Annotated in this window: 15 protein-coding genes; 4 read left to right on the forward strand and 11 right to left on the reverse strand. The window is 53.4% G+C overall.

Features of this window, described 5'->3' with window-relative positions; all coding sequences use genetic code 11:
* Positions 1-53: 53 nt before the first annotated feature.
* Positions 54-1466: a hypothetical protein gene (locus BLP45_RS10315; protein WP_090372338.1), complete on the reverse strand. Its 1413-nt coding sequence runs from the start codon at positions 1464-1466 to the stop codon at positions 54-56.
* Positions 1467-1475: 9 nt separating this feature from the next.
* On the reverse strand, positions 1476-2204 hold the full coding sequence (locus tag BLP45_RS10320) for an esterase/lipase family protein (protein WP_090372340.1): 729 nt from the start codon (positions 2202-2204) through the stop codon (positions 1476-1478).
* Positions 2205-2525: 321 nt separating this feature from the next.
* Between BLP45_RS10320 and BLP45_RS10325 the strand changes: the two genes are divergently transcribed.
* Both BLP45_RS10325 and BLP45_RS10330 read left to right on the forward strand, forming a co-directional pair.
* Positions 2526-3296, forward strand: a complete 771-nt coding sequence (locus BLP45_RS10325; protein WP_090372341.1) for an SDR family oxidoreductase — start codon at positions 2526-2528, stop codon at positions 3294-3296.
* Between the two features lie 123 nt (positions 3297-3419).
* Positions 3420-6269, forward strand: a complete 2850-nt coding sequence (locus BLP45_RS10330; RefSeq protein WP_090372343.1) for an aconitate hydratase — start codon at positions 3420-3422, stop codon at positions 6267-6269.
* 95 nt (positions 6270-6364) lie between these two features.
* On the opposite strand, the gene BLP45_RS10335 is transcribed toward BLP45_RS10330, so the two are convergent.
* On the reverse strand, positions 6365-7141 hold the full coding sequence (locus BLP45_RS10335; RefSeq protein WP_090372345.1) for a Crp/Fnr family transcriptional regulator: 777 nt from the start codon (positions 7139-7141) through the stop codon (positions 6365-6367).
* A 945-nt stretch (positions 7142-8086) separates the two neighbouring features.
* Between BLP45_RS10335 and BLP45_RS14425 the strand changes: the two genes are divergently transcribed.
* Positions 8087-8677 (forward strand): hypothetical protein, encoded by a 591-nt coding sequence (locus tag BLP45_RS14425; RefSeq protein ID WP_143002433.1) that lies wholly within the window; start codon positions 8087-8089, stop codon positions 8675-8677.
* Between the two features lie 103 nt (positions 8678-8780).
* Here the strand turns inward: BLP45_RS14425 and panC are convergent, their stop codons facing one another.
* The 8 genes from panC to BLP45_RS10375 form a co-directional block, all read right to left on the reverse strand.
* Positions 8781-9617, reverse strand: coding sequence for a pantoate--beta-alanine ligase (gene panC, locus BLP45_RS10340; RefSeq protein ID WP_090372347.1), 837 nt, complete (start codon positions 9615-9617; stop codon positions 8781-8783).
* 17 nt (positions 9618-9634) lie between these two features.
* Complete coding sequence (gene panB, locus BLP45_RS10345; RefSeq protein WP_090372349.1) at positions 9635-10426, reverse strand: 3-methyl-2-oxobutanoate hydroxymethyltransferase; 792 nt, start codon at positions 10424-10426, stop codon at positions 9635-9637.
* Positions 10427-10543: 117 nt separating this feature from the next.
* Positions 10544-11185, reverse strand: a complete 642-nt coding sequence (locus BLP45_RS10350; RefSeq protein ID WP_090372351.1) for a deoxynucleoside kinase — start codon at positions 11183-11185, stop codon at positions 10544-10546.
* Positions 11182-11688, reverse strand: a complete 507-nt coding sequence (gene folK / locus BLP45_RS10355) for a 2-amino-4-hydroxy-6-hydroxymethyldihydropteridine diphosphokinase (protein ID WP_256327780.1) — start codon at positions 11686-11688, stop codon at positions 11182-11184. Before folK ends, BLP45_RS10350 begins: the two co-directional genes overlap by 4 nt.
* Entirely contained in the window at positions 11688-13094 is a 1407-nt protein-coding gene (gene pcnB / locus BLP45_RS10360) for a polynucleotide adenylyltransferase PcnB (RefSeq protein WP_090372353.1), read from the reverse strand. Before pcnB ends, folK begins: the two co-directional genes overlap by 1 nt.
* Positions 13095-13304: 210 nt before the next feature.
* Entirely contained in the window at positions 13305-14090 is a 786-nt protein-coding gene (locus BLP45_RS10365) for an ABC transporter ATP-binding protein (RefSeq protein WP_090372354.1), read from the reverse strand.
* Between the two features lie 165 nt (positions 14091-14255).
* Positions 14256-16331 (reverse strand): ATP-dependent DNA helicase RecG, encoded by a 2076-nt coding sequence (recG, locus tag BLP45_RS10370; protein WP_090372356.1) that lies wholly within the window; start codon positions 16329-16331, stop codon positions 14256-14258.
* Between the two features lie 138 nt (positions 16332-16469).
* Entirely contained in the window at positions 16470-16856 is a 387-nt protein-coding gene (locus BLP45_RS10375; RefSeq protein ID WP_090372357.1) for a Rid family detoxifying hydrolase, read from the reverse strand.
* A gap of 334 nt (positions 16857-17190) precedes the next feature.
* On the opposite strand from BLP45_RS10375, the gene murA reads away from it, so the two are divergent.
* The gene (gene murA, locus BLP45_RS10380) at positions 17191-18441 is read left to right on the forward strand and encodes a UDP-N-acetylglucosamine 1-carboxyvinyltransferase (RefSeq protein WP_090372359.1); all 1251 of its coding nucleotides are present in this window, start codon (positions 17191-17193) and stop codon (positions 18439-18441) included.
* Positions 18442-18497 lie beyond the last annotated feature (56 nt).

An 18497-nucleotide genomic window follows, 5' to 3' on the forward strand; every position in this document is an offset into this window, starting at 1 on the left:
TAGGCTCTGCTTTACCTGCTCACACCAAGCAAGTTGAGGCGCCTCAGTCCGCTTCACTCTCCCTTTTCCCTTGATTGGCGGGGTTCGCTGCCCGCGGTATTTACATCGAGCAATATTTTCAGGGCCGCCAGCTTTACCTTCCATGATGAACCTGCCGCCGAGTCTGTCGATAACCCAGCCACCAATTGCCCGACTCCGTCAACTTGGGCGCGATCGCAAGTGAATAGGAAACGCTGCAACTCGTCACTATTCGTAATACCCGTGCGGCGCACGAATTCCGGATAATCCTCCCGCAAGTGCGCCGCGAGCCACGCCTGATCTATCCATTGCTTGGACTGGCTATAGCTGAAGCAGGTGCGTACCGCGATGTCCACGGCGTCGGCATTGCTCAGATTTTCAATGTTGTCATAACCCTCTCGCTCCAGTCTCAGTTCATGGGCATAGCTCATGCCCGAAAGCATGGAAAGCGGCAGCGCGCGATAGCTCTCTCCAAAGGTATTCCTCATTACCTTGAGCACAATACGTTCGATAGCCAGTAACGCGCGTTTTGGATAGAAACCAAAGAAAAAGCTCAAAACGGGAAGCAGGCTAAGACTCGCAGGTATTGTTGACTCTGCTTCCTCAGAACTGCTCGCGGAATCCTCAATAGCAGATGAATTTTCGGCGGACGAAAGCTTGGCGGCGGACGCAGATTCAGTGGAATCACCGACATGGGCAGAAGCTGACGTTTCATCGGATATGAGGTCGCCTGCGAAGATGAAGTCGAAGGCGAAGGAGAGTACCAGCGCCAGTATACTGGCGACGATCATGCGGATGGTGCCATCAACAAAAGTATGGGAAGTCAGATCGAATGTGAAGTATGCACGTACGACTGAGCCAATGAAATAAATGTACGCGCCCAGGAAACCAAATTGGAAAGCAGTGAGACTTCGAGTGAGATGAGAGTAGTACGCATCCGGATTATTCTCGAACAATTCGACGAAAGGGCCCATTGTCATCATGTTTGCGCCAAGACTGAAATCAACACCCGTTTCCCCCGCCGAGGAAACAGGCTTGAACAAAAGCAGGATGCAAGTACCGAGCAGCACGACAGTGGTGGTCAGCCAGACACTACCGCGATAGTTGCTGAAGGAAGCACGGCGCCCCATCCTTCTGCGGACTTCACCGCGACGTTCGAGTGGGACCTCACGCTGTAACCGTCTTTCCTTCCGGTTTGCCATGGTTTGTATATAACTTAAAGCGAGCGACGGCACTACCAGCACCGCCAGCAGCGTCATGATCAAATTATATTGAAAGAACACAGGGTCAAACCAGTGTGCGACGGCCCGGAAATCTCGGTACTCGACTCCTTCTGGTCCAAGGGCCGATTCCAGCCCAAGACCAACTATAAGAGATATCGGCACCAGAAATACGAGCCAGTCGTACCACGGCATATCCCACTGATGATTTCCCTCGTTCTGATCCATGCCCCTTCCTCAGGTGATGTCGTTTTCCGCCGCGGCGATCGCCTCGGTGGCAGCCCGAGTCCAGAAGTGACGGTGATCGTATGGCCGACCGGATCGGGTACTGGGAAAATCCAGGCTCCACCCGAGAAGTTCCACGTGGTCGGCGTGCACGACCCCGCGAAAGTTCCCCCATTGGGCGGAACCGACCGGCACCATTCCATCATTGTCTTCCTGGATGACGCTCCCATAGGGACGAAACCAGAATGGAAGCTCATGAAGAGGGCGGCAACTGGCATAGGACGAATAGTCGACATCCTCACGGTCCGGAATGGGCATTTTTGCACGCGCATCGGGAGTGAGTTCGCGCAGCCCAGGGTTTCCGATATGCCGAATCCACATTGGAATCGGTCCATGCGCCTGGAGAAACCACCGTGCCAGGGGTGAGCCCAGATGCGGCGTAGCGACTGTAAGCAGGCTCTTTACACGCCGGTCCGGATCAAGATAGGTAATCAGATACCTGGCATCGAGTCCTCCCATGCTATGTCCTACCAAAGCGAAGGCAGGTGCGTTACGGCGGAATAGCTGCCGCGAGAGCACCTCTGCGCGCTCAGCTATGGTACCGGCGGATGGCACTTCCGGTATGAGAGGGGCAATATGTATCCGGCGCAAGGCACGCTCTACACCACGAAAATACTCGATGGGTCCGCGGTGCGAAAAGCCAAGGAAACCATGCAGCAAGGCCAGTGTGGGAAGGGCCATAAACAATGCTCGCTCCAAGCTAATCCATCGGATATCGGTACCGCAAAATATACAAACCTAAAATAGGGGACCCCCCGCGCATTCGGCCCGGACAGCCACGTTTGCAGGAGCGTCACATTCCCTTTTCATATTATATGATTTTTTGGATTTGTGCGTTGTCGGCCAATGCTGACAACATCATCGTTACCGCCGCGGCAGGAGGCAGATAAGCATGGAAGTGGTTTCCCGTGGATGCTACGATGACAACCTTAACGTACATAGCCGTTGATGGTCATAATTTGAAGTGGGAAATCCGAAAGCCAGGCTTAATTAAAAAGCGAGATGAATAAAAATTACGACATTGCAGGTAAGATAGCTCTTGTTACGGGAGCAAATCGTGGAATCGGCAAGGCAATAGTCGATGTTTTTCTGCATAACGGAGCAACGAAAGTCTATGCCGCGGTTCGCAATCCGGGCTCTGCTGCTCCTTTGGTTGAACGCTATGGAGACAAAGTCGTTCCTGTTTGCGTAGATTTGGCGAAGCCCGAGACCATTACAGCATTAGCTGAGGCAACAAAGGATGCCCAAGTGGTAGTCAACAATGCGGGTGTGTTTATCGCGTCCACTCCGATGGACAGCGATGCTATCAATTCGCTCGAACTTGCAATGAAGATCAATGTGTTTGGTCTTATTCGAATGGCGCAAGCCTTTGCGCCCGTTCTCAAAATAAATGGGGGTGGGGCGTTCGTGCAGCTCAACTCCGTTGCGTCGTTAAAATGCACCGCCAGTTTCGCGACGCATTCGGCTTCCAAGGCCGCGGCTTACTCGATCACACAGGCACTGCGTGAATTGCTGGGCCGGCAGGGCACAGCGGTTCTGAGCGTGCATCCCGGTCTTATCGCTACCGACATGAGTAGCGCCGCTGGGTTGGCGGGGCTTGCGGAGCCTCCATCGTTTGTTGCCGAAGGTATCGTCATCGCGCTGAAAGCGGGCGAGTTCCATCTCTTTCCCGACTCGATGGCGAGGCGAATCGGCAGTGCCTATCAGAGCTTTTCCGAAAGCGTGATTGAAGCCGATATTTCAGAATATGGCACGGATGAAGCGAAAAGCTGACATGAATGTCTTTGTGGTGGCGAATGAGCCTCGGGACGCGATACGTCGGGGAAACCCATCTTGATCTGTTGCAACGGGTTCCCGGCTTGCTCCATTTAGAAAATTATTTTGAAGGATATCACTATGCCGCATAATCTGTTCAATACACTGAAAGAACTTCCCCTTTCCACCAGCAAGAAAGCAAAGTTCTATTCTCTTCCGGCCCTGGAAGCGGCCGGTGCGGGCAAAATTTCGCGGTTGCCGGTTTCCGTTCGCATCGTGCTGGAATCGGTCTTGCGCAATTGCGACGGCGAGAAGATCACTGAGGCGCATGTGAAGCGATTGGCCAGCTGGCAACCTAACGCTCCGCGGACAGATGAGATTCCCTTCGTTGTGTCCCGGATTGTACTGCAGGATTTTACCGGAGTGCCGCTCCTGGTGGATTTGGCGGCGATGCGCGGCGTGGCAAAAAGAATGGGCAGGGACCCCGAACTTGTCGAACCGCTGGTGCCGGTTGATCTGGTGGTTGACCACTCAGTTCAGGTCGATTACTACGGTAACAACCAGGCGCTCGACCTTAACATGGAGATGGAATTCCGTCGCAACAATGAGCGCTACCAGTTCATTAAATGGGGGATGCAGGCGTTCGACACGTTCAAAGTCGTGCCGCCCGGAATCGGTATCGTGCACCAGGTGAATCTGGAATATCTTGCCCGCGGCGTGCACCAGAAGAATGGCGTGGTGTATCCCGATACACTGGTAGGAACGGATTCTCATACCACCATGATCAACGGCATCGGTGTGGTCGGCTGGGGCGTTGGCGGGATCGAAGCGGAAGCAGGAATGCTGGGACAGCCGGTTTATTTTCTTACTCCGGACGTTGTTGGCGTGAATCTGACGGGCCATCTGCATGCCGGTGTTACCGCCACCGACCTGGTGCTGACCGTCACCGAGATGTTACGCAAAGCCAATGTGGTGGGTAAGTTTGTGGAATTTTTTGGCGAAGGTACCACGTCGCTATCGGTGCCCGACCGTGCCACTATCGCCAATATGTCCCCTGAATACGGGGCCACCATGGGCTTCTTCCCGGTGGATGATGCCACCATCGAGTATTTCAGATATACGGGACGTACCGAGGAGGAGATCGCCGCGTTGCAATCCTATTTCCAGGCCCAGAGGCTGTATGGCATCCCCCGCAAGGGAGATATCGATTACACACGTGAACTGGAGCTTGATCTGGGCACGGTCACCCCTTCGCTGGCCGGGCCCAGGCGGCCACAGGACCGAATTGAAATCGGAAACATAAAACACACGTTAACCGAGCTTTTTGCCAAGCCTGTTTCGGAGAACGGTTATGGCAGGGATGCCACAGCTATGGATCGCCGCTATTCAGTACGCGCTTGTGATGAATACGGCATGGATAGAGGGACTATCGCCGGTGATTCGAGCCGAAACACCGCTGCCGTGAGCCCGGGGACAGAAAGGAATATTACGGAGATGGTCAACAATCGTCCGATACTGGATATGGTCGAAGCTCCGTTGTGCATATCGAATGGTCCATTCGATCTGGGCCACGGCGATGTTCTGATTGCGGCGATTACATCTTGCACCAATACCTCTAACCCCAGCGTGCTGCTCGCTGCGGGACTGTTGGCAAAGAAGGCGGTAGAAAAAGGACTGAAGGTAAAGCGCCACATCAAGACATCGCTTGCACCAGGATCACGCGTGGTAACGGAATATCTTACCGCTACCGGCCTGCTGCCCTATCTTGAAGAACTGGGCTTTAATCTGGCTGGCTACGGCTGTACCACCTGCATTGGCAATTCGGGGCCGCTGTCGGATCCAATCGAGGAAGCCGTGGTGACGAATGAGCTGGTGTGCGCCGCAGTGCTCTCCGGCAACCGCAATTTCGAGGCGCGAATCCATCCCAACATTCGTGCCAATTTCCTCGCCTCTCCCCCGCTTGTCGTGGCATACGCCATCGCGGGAACAATGCTCAGGGATTTGACGACTGAACCGCTGGGGCTTGGCGAGGACGGGAAGCCCGTCTGGCTGGGTGACATCTGGCCGAGCGAGGGCGAGATCCATGGGCTGATGAAATTTGCCGCCAATGCGGAAGCATTCCGCCGGCTCTACAGCAATCTCACCCAGGATCATCCGTTGTGGAACGATATATCATCAGCTTCGGGGGAAGTATATGATTGGCCGAAATCCACGTATATTGCCGAGCCGCCGTTCTTTCAAGACTTTTCCATGCAGCCAGCCAAGCCGGATGGGATACGCAATGCGCGTGTACTAGGCATATTTGGTGATTCAGTGACGACCGATCATATCAGCCCGGCCGGAAGCATCAAGGATACTTCACCCGCCGGGGAATACTTGCTTGCAAGTGGCGTTCCAAAGTCTGATTTTAATAGTTACGGCGCGCGCCGTGGCAATCATGCTGTCATGATGCGTGGCACTTTCGCCAATGTGCGCATCAAAAACCTCATGATACCGGGCAGTGAAGGGGGTGTTACGCTACATCAGCCGGACGGTCGGCAAATGAGCATTTACGATGCGGCCATGAAGTATATTGAGGACGGCGTGCCGACAGTTGTATTTGGGGGAGAAGAATATGGCGCCGGATCAAGCCGTGATTGGGCCGCGAAGGGAACCCAGTTACTCGGTGTCAAGGCAGTCATCGCCAGCAGCTTTGAGCGCATACACCGCAGCAATCTTGTCGGCATGGGCGTGCTGCCGTTGCAATTCAAGGACAACGCCAGCACGCAATCGCTCGGCATCAAGGGTGATGAGAAATTCGACCTTCGGGGGTTGGACGATATTCGGCCGCAGCAAAATGTGACGCTGGTAATTCATGGCAATGATGGTTCCCCCCGCGAAATCGATTTACTGAGCAGGATCGATACGGCTACCGAAGCGGATTATTATATGCATGGGGGCATATTACCTTATGTTTTGAGAGAGCTCATGGCGGCACCAAACGACGAGTGACTTTCACCGCTATGCGACAAACCGGGCCTACACAGCGCGAACCAAGATCAGGGGGAGGGCGACTTTGGTTCTCGCTGTGTAGTCCGGGGCTCTCCTCAGCTTACAGACCATATTTCTTTACTGACGTATCGCTTAGCCGCTACCGGAGCAGGATCAGAGACGGATGGATGGGGTAACAGACGCTCGTACTCATTATTCACAACCCCATAACATTCACATACGGAATCTTCCATCTCTTCACGATCCACTATCGTGATATGGCCACGGCTGTACCGGATTGCTCCAACCGTTTGCAGTTTAAGAGCCGCCTGCGTCACGCTTTCCCGCCGAACGCCCAACATAACTGCTATTTGCTCGTGCGTCATTTGCAATTCATTGCCCGCCGATCGATCCAGGCTCATTAACAGGAAACGACATAGCTGTTGCTCTATATTGTGATGCCGATTACATATCGCATTCTGCGCGGTTTGCGTAATCAGCGCTTGCGTGTAATGCAATACCAGTTGTTGTAATTTACCGCACGAATCGAATTCGTTTTTCAATACTTTTGTCCCGATCCGGTAACCATTACCCCCACTTTGCACCACAACCCCCGCCGGCATCACGCCGTCGCCCAAGAGAGAAGAAAGACCGGCAAGACCTTCGTTACCGATAATTGCAAGCCGCACTGAGGTGCCGTTTTCCACTTCATACACTGGTGCGACAATACTGGTGGTCGGAAAATATAAATGCGTGATGGGGGCGCCGGATTCATAAATTACATACCCCAATGGCATGGATATGAACTCAAGATACGGAAGAAGTCTCGCATAATCTTCCGTCGGCAGGGCCGCAAGAATCCGGTTTTGCTTCGGGCTTTGCAGTGGAAACATAATGAAAAACCTCCTTATGTTAAGCTGTGTTGCCAGAGTTTATGCATCGACCATGACGCTATCAAGGCAAGTTAATTAAGACAAAGCAAGGTTCAGCAAGTTGCCACAGAACGTCACCTGCCCCGCATATCTGTCCCGGCGTGTATTTATCCCGTTGCGTGCCTCCCGTCTAGTGGTGAATATGCTTACTACCTTCAGTACTTCCCGTACAGTCATTGTTTAGAACTGTTCGGCTCGTGCTTCTTAATTTTAAGCATTTATCGTGCCAGATATAAAGTCCTTTTAAAACAACCTGTTACATAATAAGAAGAATAAAGGAGGGTATTATTGTTGCTTCCCAGCAACACCGAATCCACGATATATCTTAACTACTTGAAAATCCAAAGGTATTCCGTGTCGTCAGATGGCGACGACGCTTATTTGACAGTCAATCAAGTAGTTAGCGTGTCTATTTGTGACTTGATCCAATCTTTGGATCTTTTGCCGTAGCAGAATTTGCAGCGAGCCTTGCTTTCGCTGTTTGCAAACGTAGAAATCTTAGCGAATGCCAAGGCCTGATGCGCTAGAATAAACCGTCCATCTTGTCCGCCAGCAATAAGTTGGCAAATTCGCTAACAACCATTCAGGTAAACTTTTTTCTTTTCATTTGGGTAGCGCGTTATCAAAGATTGATTAAGACTGCAGGTTTGATAAACCTAAATCCGGCAGTTGACCGCTCATCTTTTAATTTAGCGCAATGATTCCATAAAGACTTTTTGTGTCATTTGACCTTCACCTATAAAGTGAGTTTGCTACAGGGCGGATTGCGCGGTTTTTGCGGCGCATGGCGGCGTTACAACTCCTTGGAATGGAATGACCATTCCGCGTCGTTGCGCCTTGCCCTGCACCCCAAAAACCGCACACTCCACCCTGTCCAACTGCCGAATTTAGGATAAAAGACTAAACATGATTCCATTTCGACGTGCCATCGTTCTGGGCATTTTGATAAGCGGTCTGTCTGGTTGTGTCATGTTCGCTCCCCGCCATCAGGTGACTCATCGTTATGAGCCCCCTACCGATCCTGCGGCAAGCGTCTGCCTGGACAAATGCACGCAGAAGCTGGAATCTTGCCAGCAAGGTTGCTCGTCTACTTATCAGTCATGTCTGAAACGCATTGAGCCCCTGGTGGAGCAGAGATATAACAAGGCGGTACAGCGTTATGAAGATGAACTCCATACCTACCGCCGGCAGATGAATTCACGACATCTCGGTTGGGGCCGTGCCGGCTTGGGGTGGGGGCGCTCCGCCTGGGGTTGGGGCGGCTCGCCGTGGGGTTGGGGGTGGGGAGGGCCCTATTATGGCATGGGATATTCCTATCCTTTTTTTTACCGGCCACCACCGCCAGTCCCGCCGGATCGTAACAGGGAGTTTGACCGCTTGCGCTACGAACAATGTGAGGTCGAATGCGGGTGTCAATCGGTTCAGGATGCGTGTTTCTTAAGCTGTGGCGGGAGGAAAATAGTGGAAGAACGGTGCATCGCAAACTGTCCCAAGTAGAAAACGCGCATTGAAATCGAGCAGAAATCCGGTTTACAGGTCGAGGTACCCCATTGCGAAAGTCTTGAATAGGACGTTCATCAAATTTAGCATTGACTTCTGTTCAAATTCCAGCGGCTACCTCAAGATTATCTATCAGCCTGGTTTTACCCAGCCTGGCTGCTCCCAGCACGACCATATCCTCATCGTCCGCCTGCACTGAAGCCAATGTGTCGCGTTGTCGCACGGCAATGTAATCAACCTCCCAGTCATAGCTACGAAGACTCTCCTTTGCTTTTTCTTCCATTTCATGAAAATTCCTGTTTCCGGCTTCTATTCCCTGCTTGATTTGAGATAAGGCTTGATATAAACGCACCGCCTTGGCGCGTTCCTCGTTTGAGAGATAGCGATTGCGGGAACTCAAAGCCAGATTATCAGATGCGCGTACCGTGTCGCCTGCGACGATATCGAGCGGCAGATTCAATTGCCTTACCAGTTCGCGTATGATGTGCAGTTGCTGATAATCCTTTTTACCGAACACCGCTGCCTGAGGTTGAACGATATTGAAAAGTTTCAGCACCAACGTTGCCACACCACGAAAAAATCCGGTACGGAATTCGCCTTCCAGCGTATTCGCTATCGGCGGCGGCTCCAGCATAAACTCCTGGGGCGATGGATAAAGGGCCTTCTCTTCGGGCGCGAATACTATGTCGACACCCCCATCTTTCAATAGCCGACAGTCATCCGCTAAAGCGCGCGGATACTGATCAAAATCCTCCGTCGGAGCAAATTGCAGGCGGTTAACAAAAATGCTTGCCACCACGCAACCCGCTTTTTGTTGCGCGATCCGCACCAGCGATAAATGGCCTTCATGCAGACTGCCCATGGTCGGAACAAAGGCAATGGAAGCCTGTCGCTTGAGGCGGCGACGCAAGGACCGGATGTCAGTGATAACCTCCATGCTAACCCCCGCTCCAATCAGAATGCGTGTTCCGGTCCTGGAAACTCTCTGGCTTTGACCGCCGCGACGTAATTTTCCACTGCTTCATTGATGCTGCCAGCGTCGGTCATGAAATTCTTCATGAATCTGGCTTTCTTGCCGGAATAAAGACCTAGCATGTCATACAATACCAGCACCTGCGCGGAGCAATCCATGCCGGCGCCAATACCAAGGGTGGGAATAGTCAGTTTTTCGGTAACTTTTTTGGCAAGCGCGGCAGGGACGACTTCCATCAGGAGCATGCCCGCGCCCGCTTTTTCCAGAACTACGGCATCCTCCAATAATTGTTTTGCCTGGTGGTCAGTCTTGCCTTGTACCTTGTAACCCCCAAGCTGGTGTACCGACTGGGGTGTCAGGCCGATATGAGCGCAAACTGGGATTCCTCGGCGGGTAAGGAATTCAACCGTTTCCGCCATAATTGAGCCACCTTCGAGCTTCACCATATTCGCGCCCGCCGCCATGAGTTCGGCAGCATTCTCGAAGGTATCTTCCGGAGTGATCTGGGACGTGCCGAAAGGCATGTCGGCCATAATGAACCCTTTGCTTGAACCACGCACGACGCAACGGGTGTGATAAATCATGTCATCCAGCGTTACCGGCAGCGTACTTTCTTCGCCCTGCACTACGTTACCCAGGGAATCGCCCACCAGTAGAATATCGACACCGGCATTTTCAAGCAATGTTGCGAAACTGGCATCATAACAAGTCAGGACCGCGATCTTTTCTCCATCATCCCGCATTTTTTGTAAAGCATCTTGCGTGGTACGCATAACAGACTCCTGGTATTGTGCATCAAAATATTGGCACTAAAAAATAGCTTGATTGTCGCCAATGCCGCTGGTGGATATGTGAATATGAAATTGCGACTGCCTTACGCCTTCTGATGATTAACTGCCGCGATTGAAATATTCCCGAGGGCCGCGCATCTGCTCCACCTGTTGCAACAATAGATCAAAATCCTCCTGGCTATCAACAAAATTGAGATTTTCGCTGTTGATCATCATTACCGGCGCATCTTCGTATTGATGAAAAAAACTGGTGTAACTGTCACTTAGGCGCCATAGATATTCCTCGGAAATGGTTTTCTCAAAAGCGCTGCCGCGCCGCTTAACCCGTTCCATCAAGGTTGCGGGGGAGGCCTGCAAATAAATTACCAGATCGGGCGTCGCCGCTTGGGGCTTCAGATGACGATAGATTTGCTGATACAGATCATATTCGGCATCACTGAGGGTAAGCCTGGCGAACAAATTGTCTTTTTCGAGCAGGAAATCGCTTACGGTCACTTTAGTGAACATATCCATTTGCGCAAAGCCCTGTAGTTGATTAGCGCGCTGAAACAAAAAAAATAATTGTGTCGGGAGGGCATAACGCGGCATATCACCATAGAATTTTTCGAGAAACGGATTTTCGGCCGGTTTTTCCAGCAGCAGCGTTCCGCTCAGGCAGCTCGCCATGCGCTGCGCCAAGCTGGTTTTTCCTGCGCCAATCGGGCCCTCGACGACAATGTAGCGATATTTTTCCAGAGTCATTTATTTTGCTCTCGCTCGATTCGTTGTCCCGCGCATACGGCCAATAATTCAGCAGCAGCACCGCGACCTGGAATATGGCAGTCCGGCGCGATTTCCAGAAGTGGCTGCAACACGAATGCCCGTTGATGCATGCGTGGGTGTGGCAGGACCAGGCAGCGCTCGTCACATTGCAGATCATCATATATCAGCATATCCAGATCCAGTGTTCGCGGCGCATTTGGGTACGCACGCACACGTCCATGACAACGTTCGATCCCGAGCAAGGCTTTGAGCAGGTCATGCGGGGCGAGGCCGGTCTCGATCTGAGCAACGGCGTTGATGAAGTCAGGCTGATCCAGCCCTCCTATCGGTGCGCTGCGATAAAGTGAGGAATGCCTCAACAGGCGGCTTGAAGGAAGCCGCGCCAGCTCGTCAAATGCCAACCGCACCTGGAGCGCGGGGTCATCCAGGTTACTGCCTAGCGCAATGAAAGCCTGGCAAATCAACTGCGATTCGCATGACACTATTTCACCACGTTCGCGACTGACCCGCCGGTGTCTGCCGTATCGCCAGACGCCGGTTTTTGGCGGCCACGGCCTCTTCTACGCTTCTTTTGCGTTTCATCCTTGAGCAGCATGGCTTCGCGCTCCCCGGAACTGGCGCGCTGGAATGCTTCCCACCACTTGCCCAATTCCATGTCCACTTCACCACTCTCGCAACGCAGCAGCATAAAATCATACGCGGCGCGAAAGCGTGGATGCTCCAGCAGGCGAAACGGCTTGCGTCCTGATCTTCCGATAAAACGCGGCTGCATCGCCCAGATTTCCTGCATGATTGCGTCGTACCGGCGCGGAATAGCAAGTTTTTTATTTTGCGCCGCCAGCACATCGTTCATTGCCTGATGCAGGGCAGGAAGCAATTTTTCGCCCGCGGTCTGACGGATATTCCATGCCGCGAGTACCTCGTGCCACAACAGAGCCGCGAACAGGAAGCCGGGAGAAACCGGTTTTTCCTGGCGAACGCGCTCGTCTGTTTTCTTGAGCGCGAGCGTGATGAAGCGCTCACCCAGAGGTTGTTCCAGTATCACGTCCAGCATTGGCAGCAAACCATGGTGCAGCCCACGAGTGCGCAAATCGATCACGCAGGCTAACGCGTGGCCGGACAGGAGCAGCTTCAACATTTCATCAAACAGCCGCGATGGCGGCACGTTCTGCAACAGGGGAGCGAGATCACCGATCGGCGCTGCGGTGTCCGCATCGATCTGCATATCGAGCTTGGCCGCGAGGCGGACTGCCCGCAGCATTCGCACCGGATCTTCGCGGTACCGTTGCAACGGATCGCCGATAATGCGCAAACGTTTTGCCTTGATATCGTCATAGCCATTCAGGTAATCCCAGATTTCTTCGCTGACGGGATTGAAGAATAACGCGTTGACAGTGAAATCACGCCGCTTCGCGTCCTCTTCCTGACTGCCAAAAACATTATCGCGCAGAAGACGCCCATGCTCATCCGCATGCGTGCTGACTGTCACGCCATCGTCCTCATCGGGGGATGTGCTGCCCCGGAAAGTGGAAACTTCCACTGTCTCGGCACCGCACATCACGTGGACCAGACGAAAACGACGGCCGATAATGCGCGAACGGCGGAAAATGGCGCGCACCTCCTCGGGTGTGGCATTCGTGGCGACGTCATAATCTTTCGGTTCCAGCCCCAGGAGCAAGTCGCGGGCTGCGCCACCCACCACGAAAGCGGAGTACCCTGCGTCCTGCAGGCCTGTTGTCACTTTCAGCGCACAGGGGTTGATGTGATCGCGTGTAATGCCATGTTGCTTGCGCGGGATGATGTGCGCCCCAGCGGAAGGAAAGTAGGAAGAGGAAACAGGAACGGATGGGTTGCGGCTGAAAACCCGGTGGAGAAGTTTACGGATCATTACGAAATTTAGGGAATCCCTGAATAAGCCCGCGAGTTTACCAGCAGGGGCGCGACAATGGTTTTGTGGAATAGATTACACGCCAGGCGAGGGGGCGAATAGCCGATTCCCTTCGCCGGGGCGTGACAAGGCGGACCGGCAGCAGCCTGCCAGCGACACCATCCACGGAAGATTTATTTAGAGATTTCTTAGACAGCATCAAACTATGAATTATACACCCGGCATCGTTTCAGGCACAAAATGACGCGCGCGCTCAACAATGAATTCCTTCATATTACACTGATAAAGCGTTTCAAGATTGGCCCGGTTGAGCATCTCTTCCGCAGTCCCGGCAATAACGCGGCCATTATCGAACAGCATCAGAACATGATCGCAGAAGCGGCTCGCCCAGCCGACATCATGGAGCACCATCATGAGGGCGCTGCCTTGCCTGGCCAGTTCACTGAATAGCGCCATGGCGAGGAGCTGGTGACGCAGATCAAGGTGCTGCAGCGGCTCATCCAGCAAATAGCATTGAGGTGACTGGGCAAGCAACAACGCGATGCGCGCGCGCTGGCGCTCGCCGCCGGAAAGCGTGATAAGCGGACGACGGGCGAGACTGGTCAACTCCATGCGCTCAATCGCCTGCATGGCAATGTTCCGGTCTACGGCATCCTGGCCAAACATGCTTTTGATATGAGGATATCGTCCGAGCAATACATATTCGTAAACGTTGCCCCAGAACTCGCCCGATTCTTCCTGCAACATGATGCCGAGATGGCGGCCAAGCTCCCGGCGCGACCAGGCTTGGAGCGCATTCCCTGCCACCATTACAGAAGGCGCATTCCCGTCATTGATATGGCGCAGGCCGCTCAAAGCATGGATCAAGGTAGTCTTGCCACAACCGTTCTGCCCGAGTATGGCCCAGCATTCGCCGGGGTTGATGATCAGGCTCAAGTCGCTGCACAATATCTTGCCCGGATATTGCAGGGTCAGGTTTCTGGTTTGTAAGATCATCCTGAATCCGGTAGTTGCAGGAGGCTTACCACTGCGCTAAGGTCAAGTGATGCATAAAGTCCCGGTGGCCCATGGGGCTGTCAAAAATGGGTAAAAAATGAGCAGTCAACCGCCTGGTTTATTCCCCGTCAGGGCCGATTGCGGTATCGGCTGTCCTTGGGTTTTCTATACCCGCAGGTATTCGCTTCCGTCCCCCAGCCAGCGTCGAAGATGATGTGTCGCGGCTTCCGGATGGTCGCGGAGTAATTCCTCGGCGACGGTACGGGCGGCATCAAGTAAACCCCCATCTCTCTCTAGATCGGCGAAGCGCAGCATGGGTACGCCGCTCTGGCGCGCGCCCAGGAATTCGCCGGGCCCGCGAAGCCGCAGGTCGTGGCGCGCGATCTCAAAACCATCGGTATGTTCGAAGATGATTTTGAGCCGCTCTTGCGCCGTTGCGGACAGGGGCTTCTGATACAGCAGTATGCATATGCTTGCTTCCGCCCCGCGTCCTACACGGCCGCGTAGCTGGTGCAACTGTGACAGTCCCATGCGTTCAGCGTGCTCAATCACCATCAGGGAGGCATTGGGCACATCCACGCCCACCTCGATTACCGTCGTCGAAACCAGCAGTTGGATTTCACCTTGCTTGAATGATTCCATCACCGCGAATTTTTCCTGTGGTGAGAGCCGCCCGTGCACCAGCCCGATTTTCAACTCGGGAAAAGTCAGGCGCAATGTGTCATGAGTTTCCAGAGCGGTCTTGAGCTGCAAGGATTCGGATTCTTCAATCAGCGGACACACCCAGTAGGCCTGTTTTCCGTCATGGCAGGCTTCACGGATACGGCCGGTCACTTCATCACGGCGAGTATCCGCGACCAGCTTCGTCAGCACCGGCGCTCTGCCGGGGGGTAGTCCGTCTATTATCGACACATCCAGGTCGGCATAATAGCTCATGGAAAGTGTGCGCGGAATGGGTGTCGCGCTCATCATCAACTGATGCGGCGCTGAGCCTGTTTTGGCTCCTTTCATTCTCAGGGCCAGTCGCTGATGCACGCCGAAGCGATGCTGTTCATCAATAACCGCAAGTCCCAGCCTGTCGAATTCCACCTGCTCCTGGAATAATGCGTGCGTGCCAATGGCAAGCATGGCGCTACCGTCGGCGATATTGGCGAGCATTATCTCCCGCTGCTTTTTTTTCTGATTCCCGGACAACCAGGCGATGGTAATACCCAGCGGTTCAAACAGCGGATCAAGCCAGCCGGAGAGTTTCCGGTAATGCTGTTCGGCGAGGATCTCGGTCGGGGCCATCAGCGCGGCCTGATAGTTATTCTCAATTGCCTGTAACACAGCCAATGTCGCGACAACCGTCTTGCCGCTGCCCACATCCCCTTGCAGCAGCCGTTGCATGGGATGAGCGGCGGCCAGATCGCGGCTGATTTCGGCCCATGCTTTTTTCTGCCCGCCGGTGAGCCTGAAGGGCAGTGATTTCAGCAGTGTTTTGGTCAGTTTGTTTTTCTTGGGCAGAATGAACGCGCTACGACTGCGGCGCTGGCGGTAATGCAAGCGCATGGAGAGCTGTTGCGCCAGTAATTCATCGAACTTGATGCGCTGCCAGGCTGGATGGGTGCGTTCCTGCAATAGTGAGGCCGAGGCATCCGGTAGCGGTTGATGTAAAAAAAATATGCTGTCCCTGAAATTTGGCAGCCGATAATGCTTCAAAAGCATGTCAGGCAGAATTTCCGGGAGATGGACGAGGTGCTTACCACTGTCCAGCGTCCGCCGGATCAGTTTGCGTATTGTTTCCGAGGAGAGCCCCGCAGTGGTCGGATACACCGGCGTCAACGCATCGGCCAACGGTTCGCATTCACCCACAATGCGACACTTCGGATGAATCATTTCCGCGCCGAAAAAGCCCGGCCGCACTTCCCCTAACAAACGGACCCGCGTGCCGACCGAATATGCTTTCACCTGGCTGCCATAAAAATTGAGGAACCGTATGAAGATCCTGCCACTAGAGTCTTCCACCTGGCAGACCAGTTGCCGCCGCGGACGGTACATGACTTCACTGTGGATGATGATGCCTTCAATCTGTACTGTCTTCTTTTCGGGCGCATCGTTGATGGGATAAAGATGTGTTTCATCTTCGTAGCGCAACGGCAAATGCAGCATCAGGTCGAATTCATTGGCGATGCCAAGTCTGGAGAGTTTTTCTTGTACTATCCCGCTCGCAAAAGAACTGTCACCGGTATTACACTTCACCCCGTAGCCCTAAACCCGTAGTTGTAGCGAACTCACCATAAGGTGAATGTCGAATGAAAAAAAGTCCTTTCGGGTCATGCGCCCAGCTGAAAAAATGCGTGAAAAATGGGCGGAAGAAGGAAGGGTCAATCGCCAGATTCAGGGTAGTACCATTACCGCGTCCATCTCCACCAACGCCCCGCGTGGAAGCGCCGCCACGCCTATCGCGGCCCGCGCCGGATACGGCGGACTGAAATAACCGGACATGATTTCATTCACCCTGTCAAAGTTTGCAAGATCTGTCAGATAGACATTCAATTTGACGATATCGCTCAAAGCACCGCCACTCGCCGCGGCTACCGCCTTCAGATTCAAAAACACCTGCTGGATTTGTCCCTCGATACCCACCACCATCTGCATGGTAAACGGATCCAACCCGATCTGGCCGGAAAGATAGACCGTATTCCCGCCATCGACGCGTATCGCCTGAGAATAGGTGCCGATAGCCTGAGGCGCGTCGCCAGTTTGAATCGTCTGTTTTTTCATTTGATCTCCTTAAAAGCGTTTGAGTGTGGAAGAGGTAGCGGCTTGTAAATTTGAATTTATGAGAGTGTTCTTTGCGATATGATGAAGGGAATGCCGGCATATTTCAACCGGTAACCATGACTGATAGCGTTGTAGACTCCGAAACAGGTATCAGGCGACCTCGTTTGAAAACTGATGCGGGCAGAGAAAGTTAAAGATTTGCCTGGCATATATTCGGACATAACGGCAGGCTTCCTGCCGGCAACAAAATTCTGACCGAATCTCATCATTGGAAAAGTTCTTGCCAGCCAAAGAATGGATGGACATGAACATTCACGAATAATACATATCAACCATGCAAAAGCTGATCATCCATGGCGGCTCACCGCTTTCCGGGGAAGTCCGTATTTCCGGCGCAAAAAATGCCGCCTTGCCTATTCTATGCGCTTCTCTCCTTACCGGTGAAACGTTAACTGTCGAGAACGTTCCCCATCTCAACGATGTAACGACCATGTTGGGGCTCCTTGGGCAGATGGGCATAGGCATTGCGGTGAACGGCAAGGGAGTGGAGCTGACCGCTGCACATCTTTCCCATCTTGTGGCGCCTTACGAGATGGTGAAAACCATGCGTGCCGCAATCCTGGTGCTGGGACCGATGCTGGCCCGGGCAGGTGCGGCAAGAGTTTCGCTACCGGGAGGCTGTGCCATTGGCTTGCGTCCCGTTGATCAGCATATCAAGGGGCTGCAGGCGATGGGCGCGGAGATTGATATCGAGCACGGCTACATTCATGCAAACGCAAAACGTCTCAACGGAGCGCACATCGTTATGGATATTGTCACCGTCACCGGGACGGAAAACCTGATGATGGCGGCGACCCTGGCCGAGGGAACGACAGTGCTTGAAAACGCCGCACGCGAGCCGGAAGTATTGGACCTTGCCAACTGTCTTATAGCGATGGGTGCGAAAATTCATGGCGTCGGCAGCGATGTCATTACAATTGAAGGCGTCGAGAAATTACATGGCGCGACGCATCGCGTCATGGCCGATCGTATCGAAACGGGCACATTCCTCGTCGCGGCTGCGGCTAGCGGTGGCGAAATCCGCCTCAGGGAAGCCCGCCCTGACACGCTTGACGCGGTTCTCGACAAGCTGATGGAAGCAGGTGCCGCAATCGAGTCAGGCGAAGACTGGATACATCTGAAAATGAATAATCCGTTGAAATCCGTCAATCTGAGAACTGCGCCCTATCCGGCTTTTCCCACGGATATGCAGGCACAATTCATGGTATTGAACAGCGTTGCCAGCGGAACCGCGATCATTACCGAAACCATATTCGAAAATCGCTTCATGCATGTGCAGGAATTGAAGCGCATGAATGCCGACATCAAAGTGGAAGGCAACACCGCGGTGGTGTGCGGCGTGACCAGCCTGGACGGAGCAAATGTCATGGCCACCGACTTGCGCGCCTCCGCAAGCCTGGTGCTGGCGGGACTAATCGCCAAGGGCGAGACCACCATCGATCGCATCTATCATCTTGATCGCGGCTATGAATGCATCGAGGAAAAATTATCGTTGCTGGGGGCGAGAATAAGGCGGACAGATTAGGATTATCCGGCGGCGCCTTAGGAGACAATCAGGGACAACCATTCCCTCATTAAACA

This window comes from Nitrosospira sp. Nl5 (genome assembly GCF_900102495.1).
Lineage (GTDB): Bacteria > Pseudomonadota > Gammaproteobacteria > Burkholderiales > Nitrosomonadaceae > Nitrosospira.

Excerpts from the sequence above, each read along its gene's own strand:
- BLP45_RS10330 (WP_090372343.1), top strand. The coding sequence starts at position 3,420 with ATGCCGCATAATCTGTTCAATACACTGAAAGAACTTCCCCTTTCCACC.
- panC (WP_090372347.1), bottom strand. The coding sequence starts at position 9,617 with ATGGAGGTTATCACTGACATCCGGTCCTTGCGTCGCCGCCTCAAGCGA.
- BLP45_RS10320 (WP_090372340.1), bottom strand. The coding sequence starts at position 2,204 with ATGGCCCTTCCCACACTGGCCTTGCTGCATGGTTTCCTTGGCTTTTCG.
- BLP45_RS14425 (WP_143002433.1), top strand. The coding sequence starts at position 8,087 with ATGATTCCATTTCGACGTGCCATCGTTCTGGGCATTTTGATAAGCGGT.
- BLP45_RS10335 (WP_090372345.1), bottom strand. The coding sequence starts at position 7,141 with ATGTTTCCACTGCAAAGCCCGAAGCAAAACCGGATTCTTGCGGCCCTG.
- pcnB (WP_090372353.1), bottom strand. The coding sequence starts at position 13,094 with ATGATCCGTAAACTTCTCCACCGGGTTTTCAGCCGCAACCCATCCGTT.
- BLP45_RS10325 (WP_090372341.1), top strand. The coding sequence starts at position 2,526 with ATGAATAAAAATTACGACATTGCAGGTAAGATAGCTCTTGTTACGGGA.
- BLP45_RS10350 (WP_090372351.1), bottom strand. The coding sequence starts at position 11,185 with ATGACTCTGGAAAAATATCGCTACATTGTCGTCGAGGGCCCGATTGGC.
- panB (WP_090372349.1), bottom strand. The coding sequence starts at position 10,426 with ATGCGTACCACGCAAGATGCTTTACAAAAAATGCGGGATGATGGAGAA.
- murA (WP_090372359.1), top strand. The coding sequence starts at position 17,191 with ATGCAAAAGCTGATCATCCATGGCGGCTCACCGCTTTCCGGGGAAGTC.
- BLP45_RS10375 (WP_090372357.1), bottom strand. The coding sequence starts at position 16,856 with ATGAAAAAACAGACGATTCAAACTGGCGACGCGCCTCAGGCTATCGGC.
- BLP45_RS10365 (WP_090372354.1), bottom strand. The coding sequence starts at position 14,090 with ATGATCTTACAAACCAGAAACCTGACCCTGCAATATCCGGGCAAGATA.
- BLP45_RS10315 (WP_090372338.1), bottom strand. The coding sequence starts at position 1,466 with ATGGATCAGAACGAGGGAAATCATCAGTGGGATATGCCGTGGTACGAC.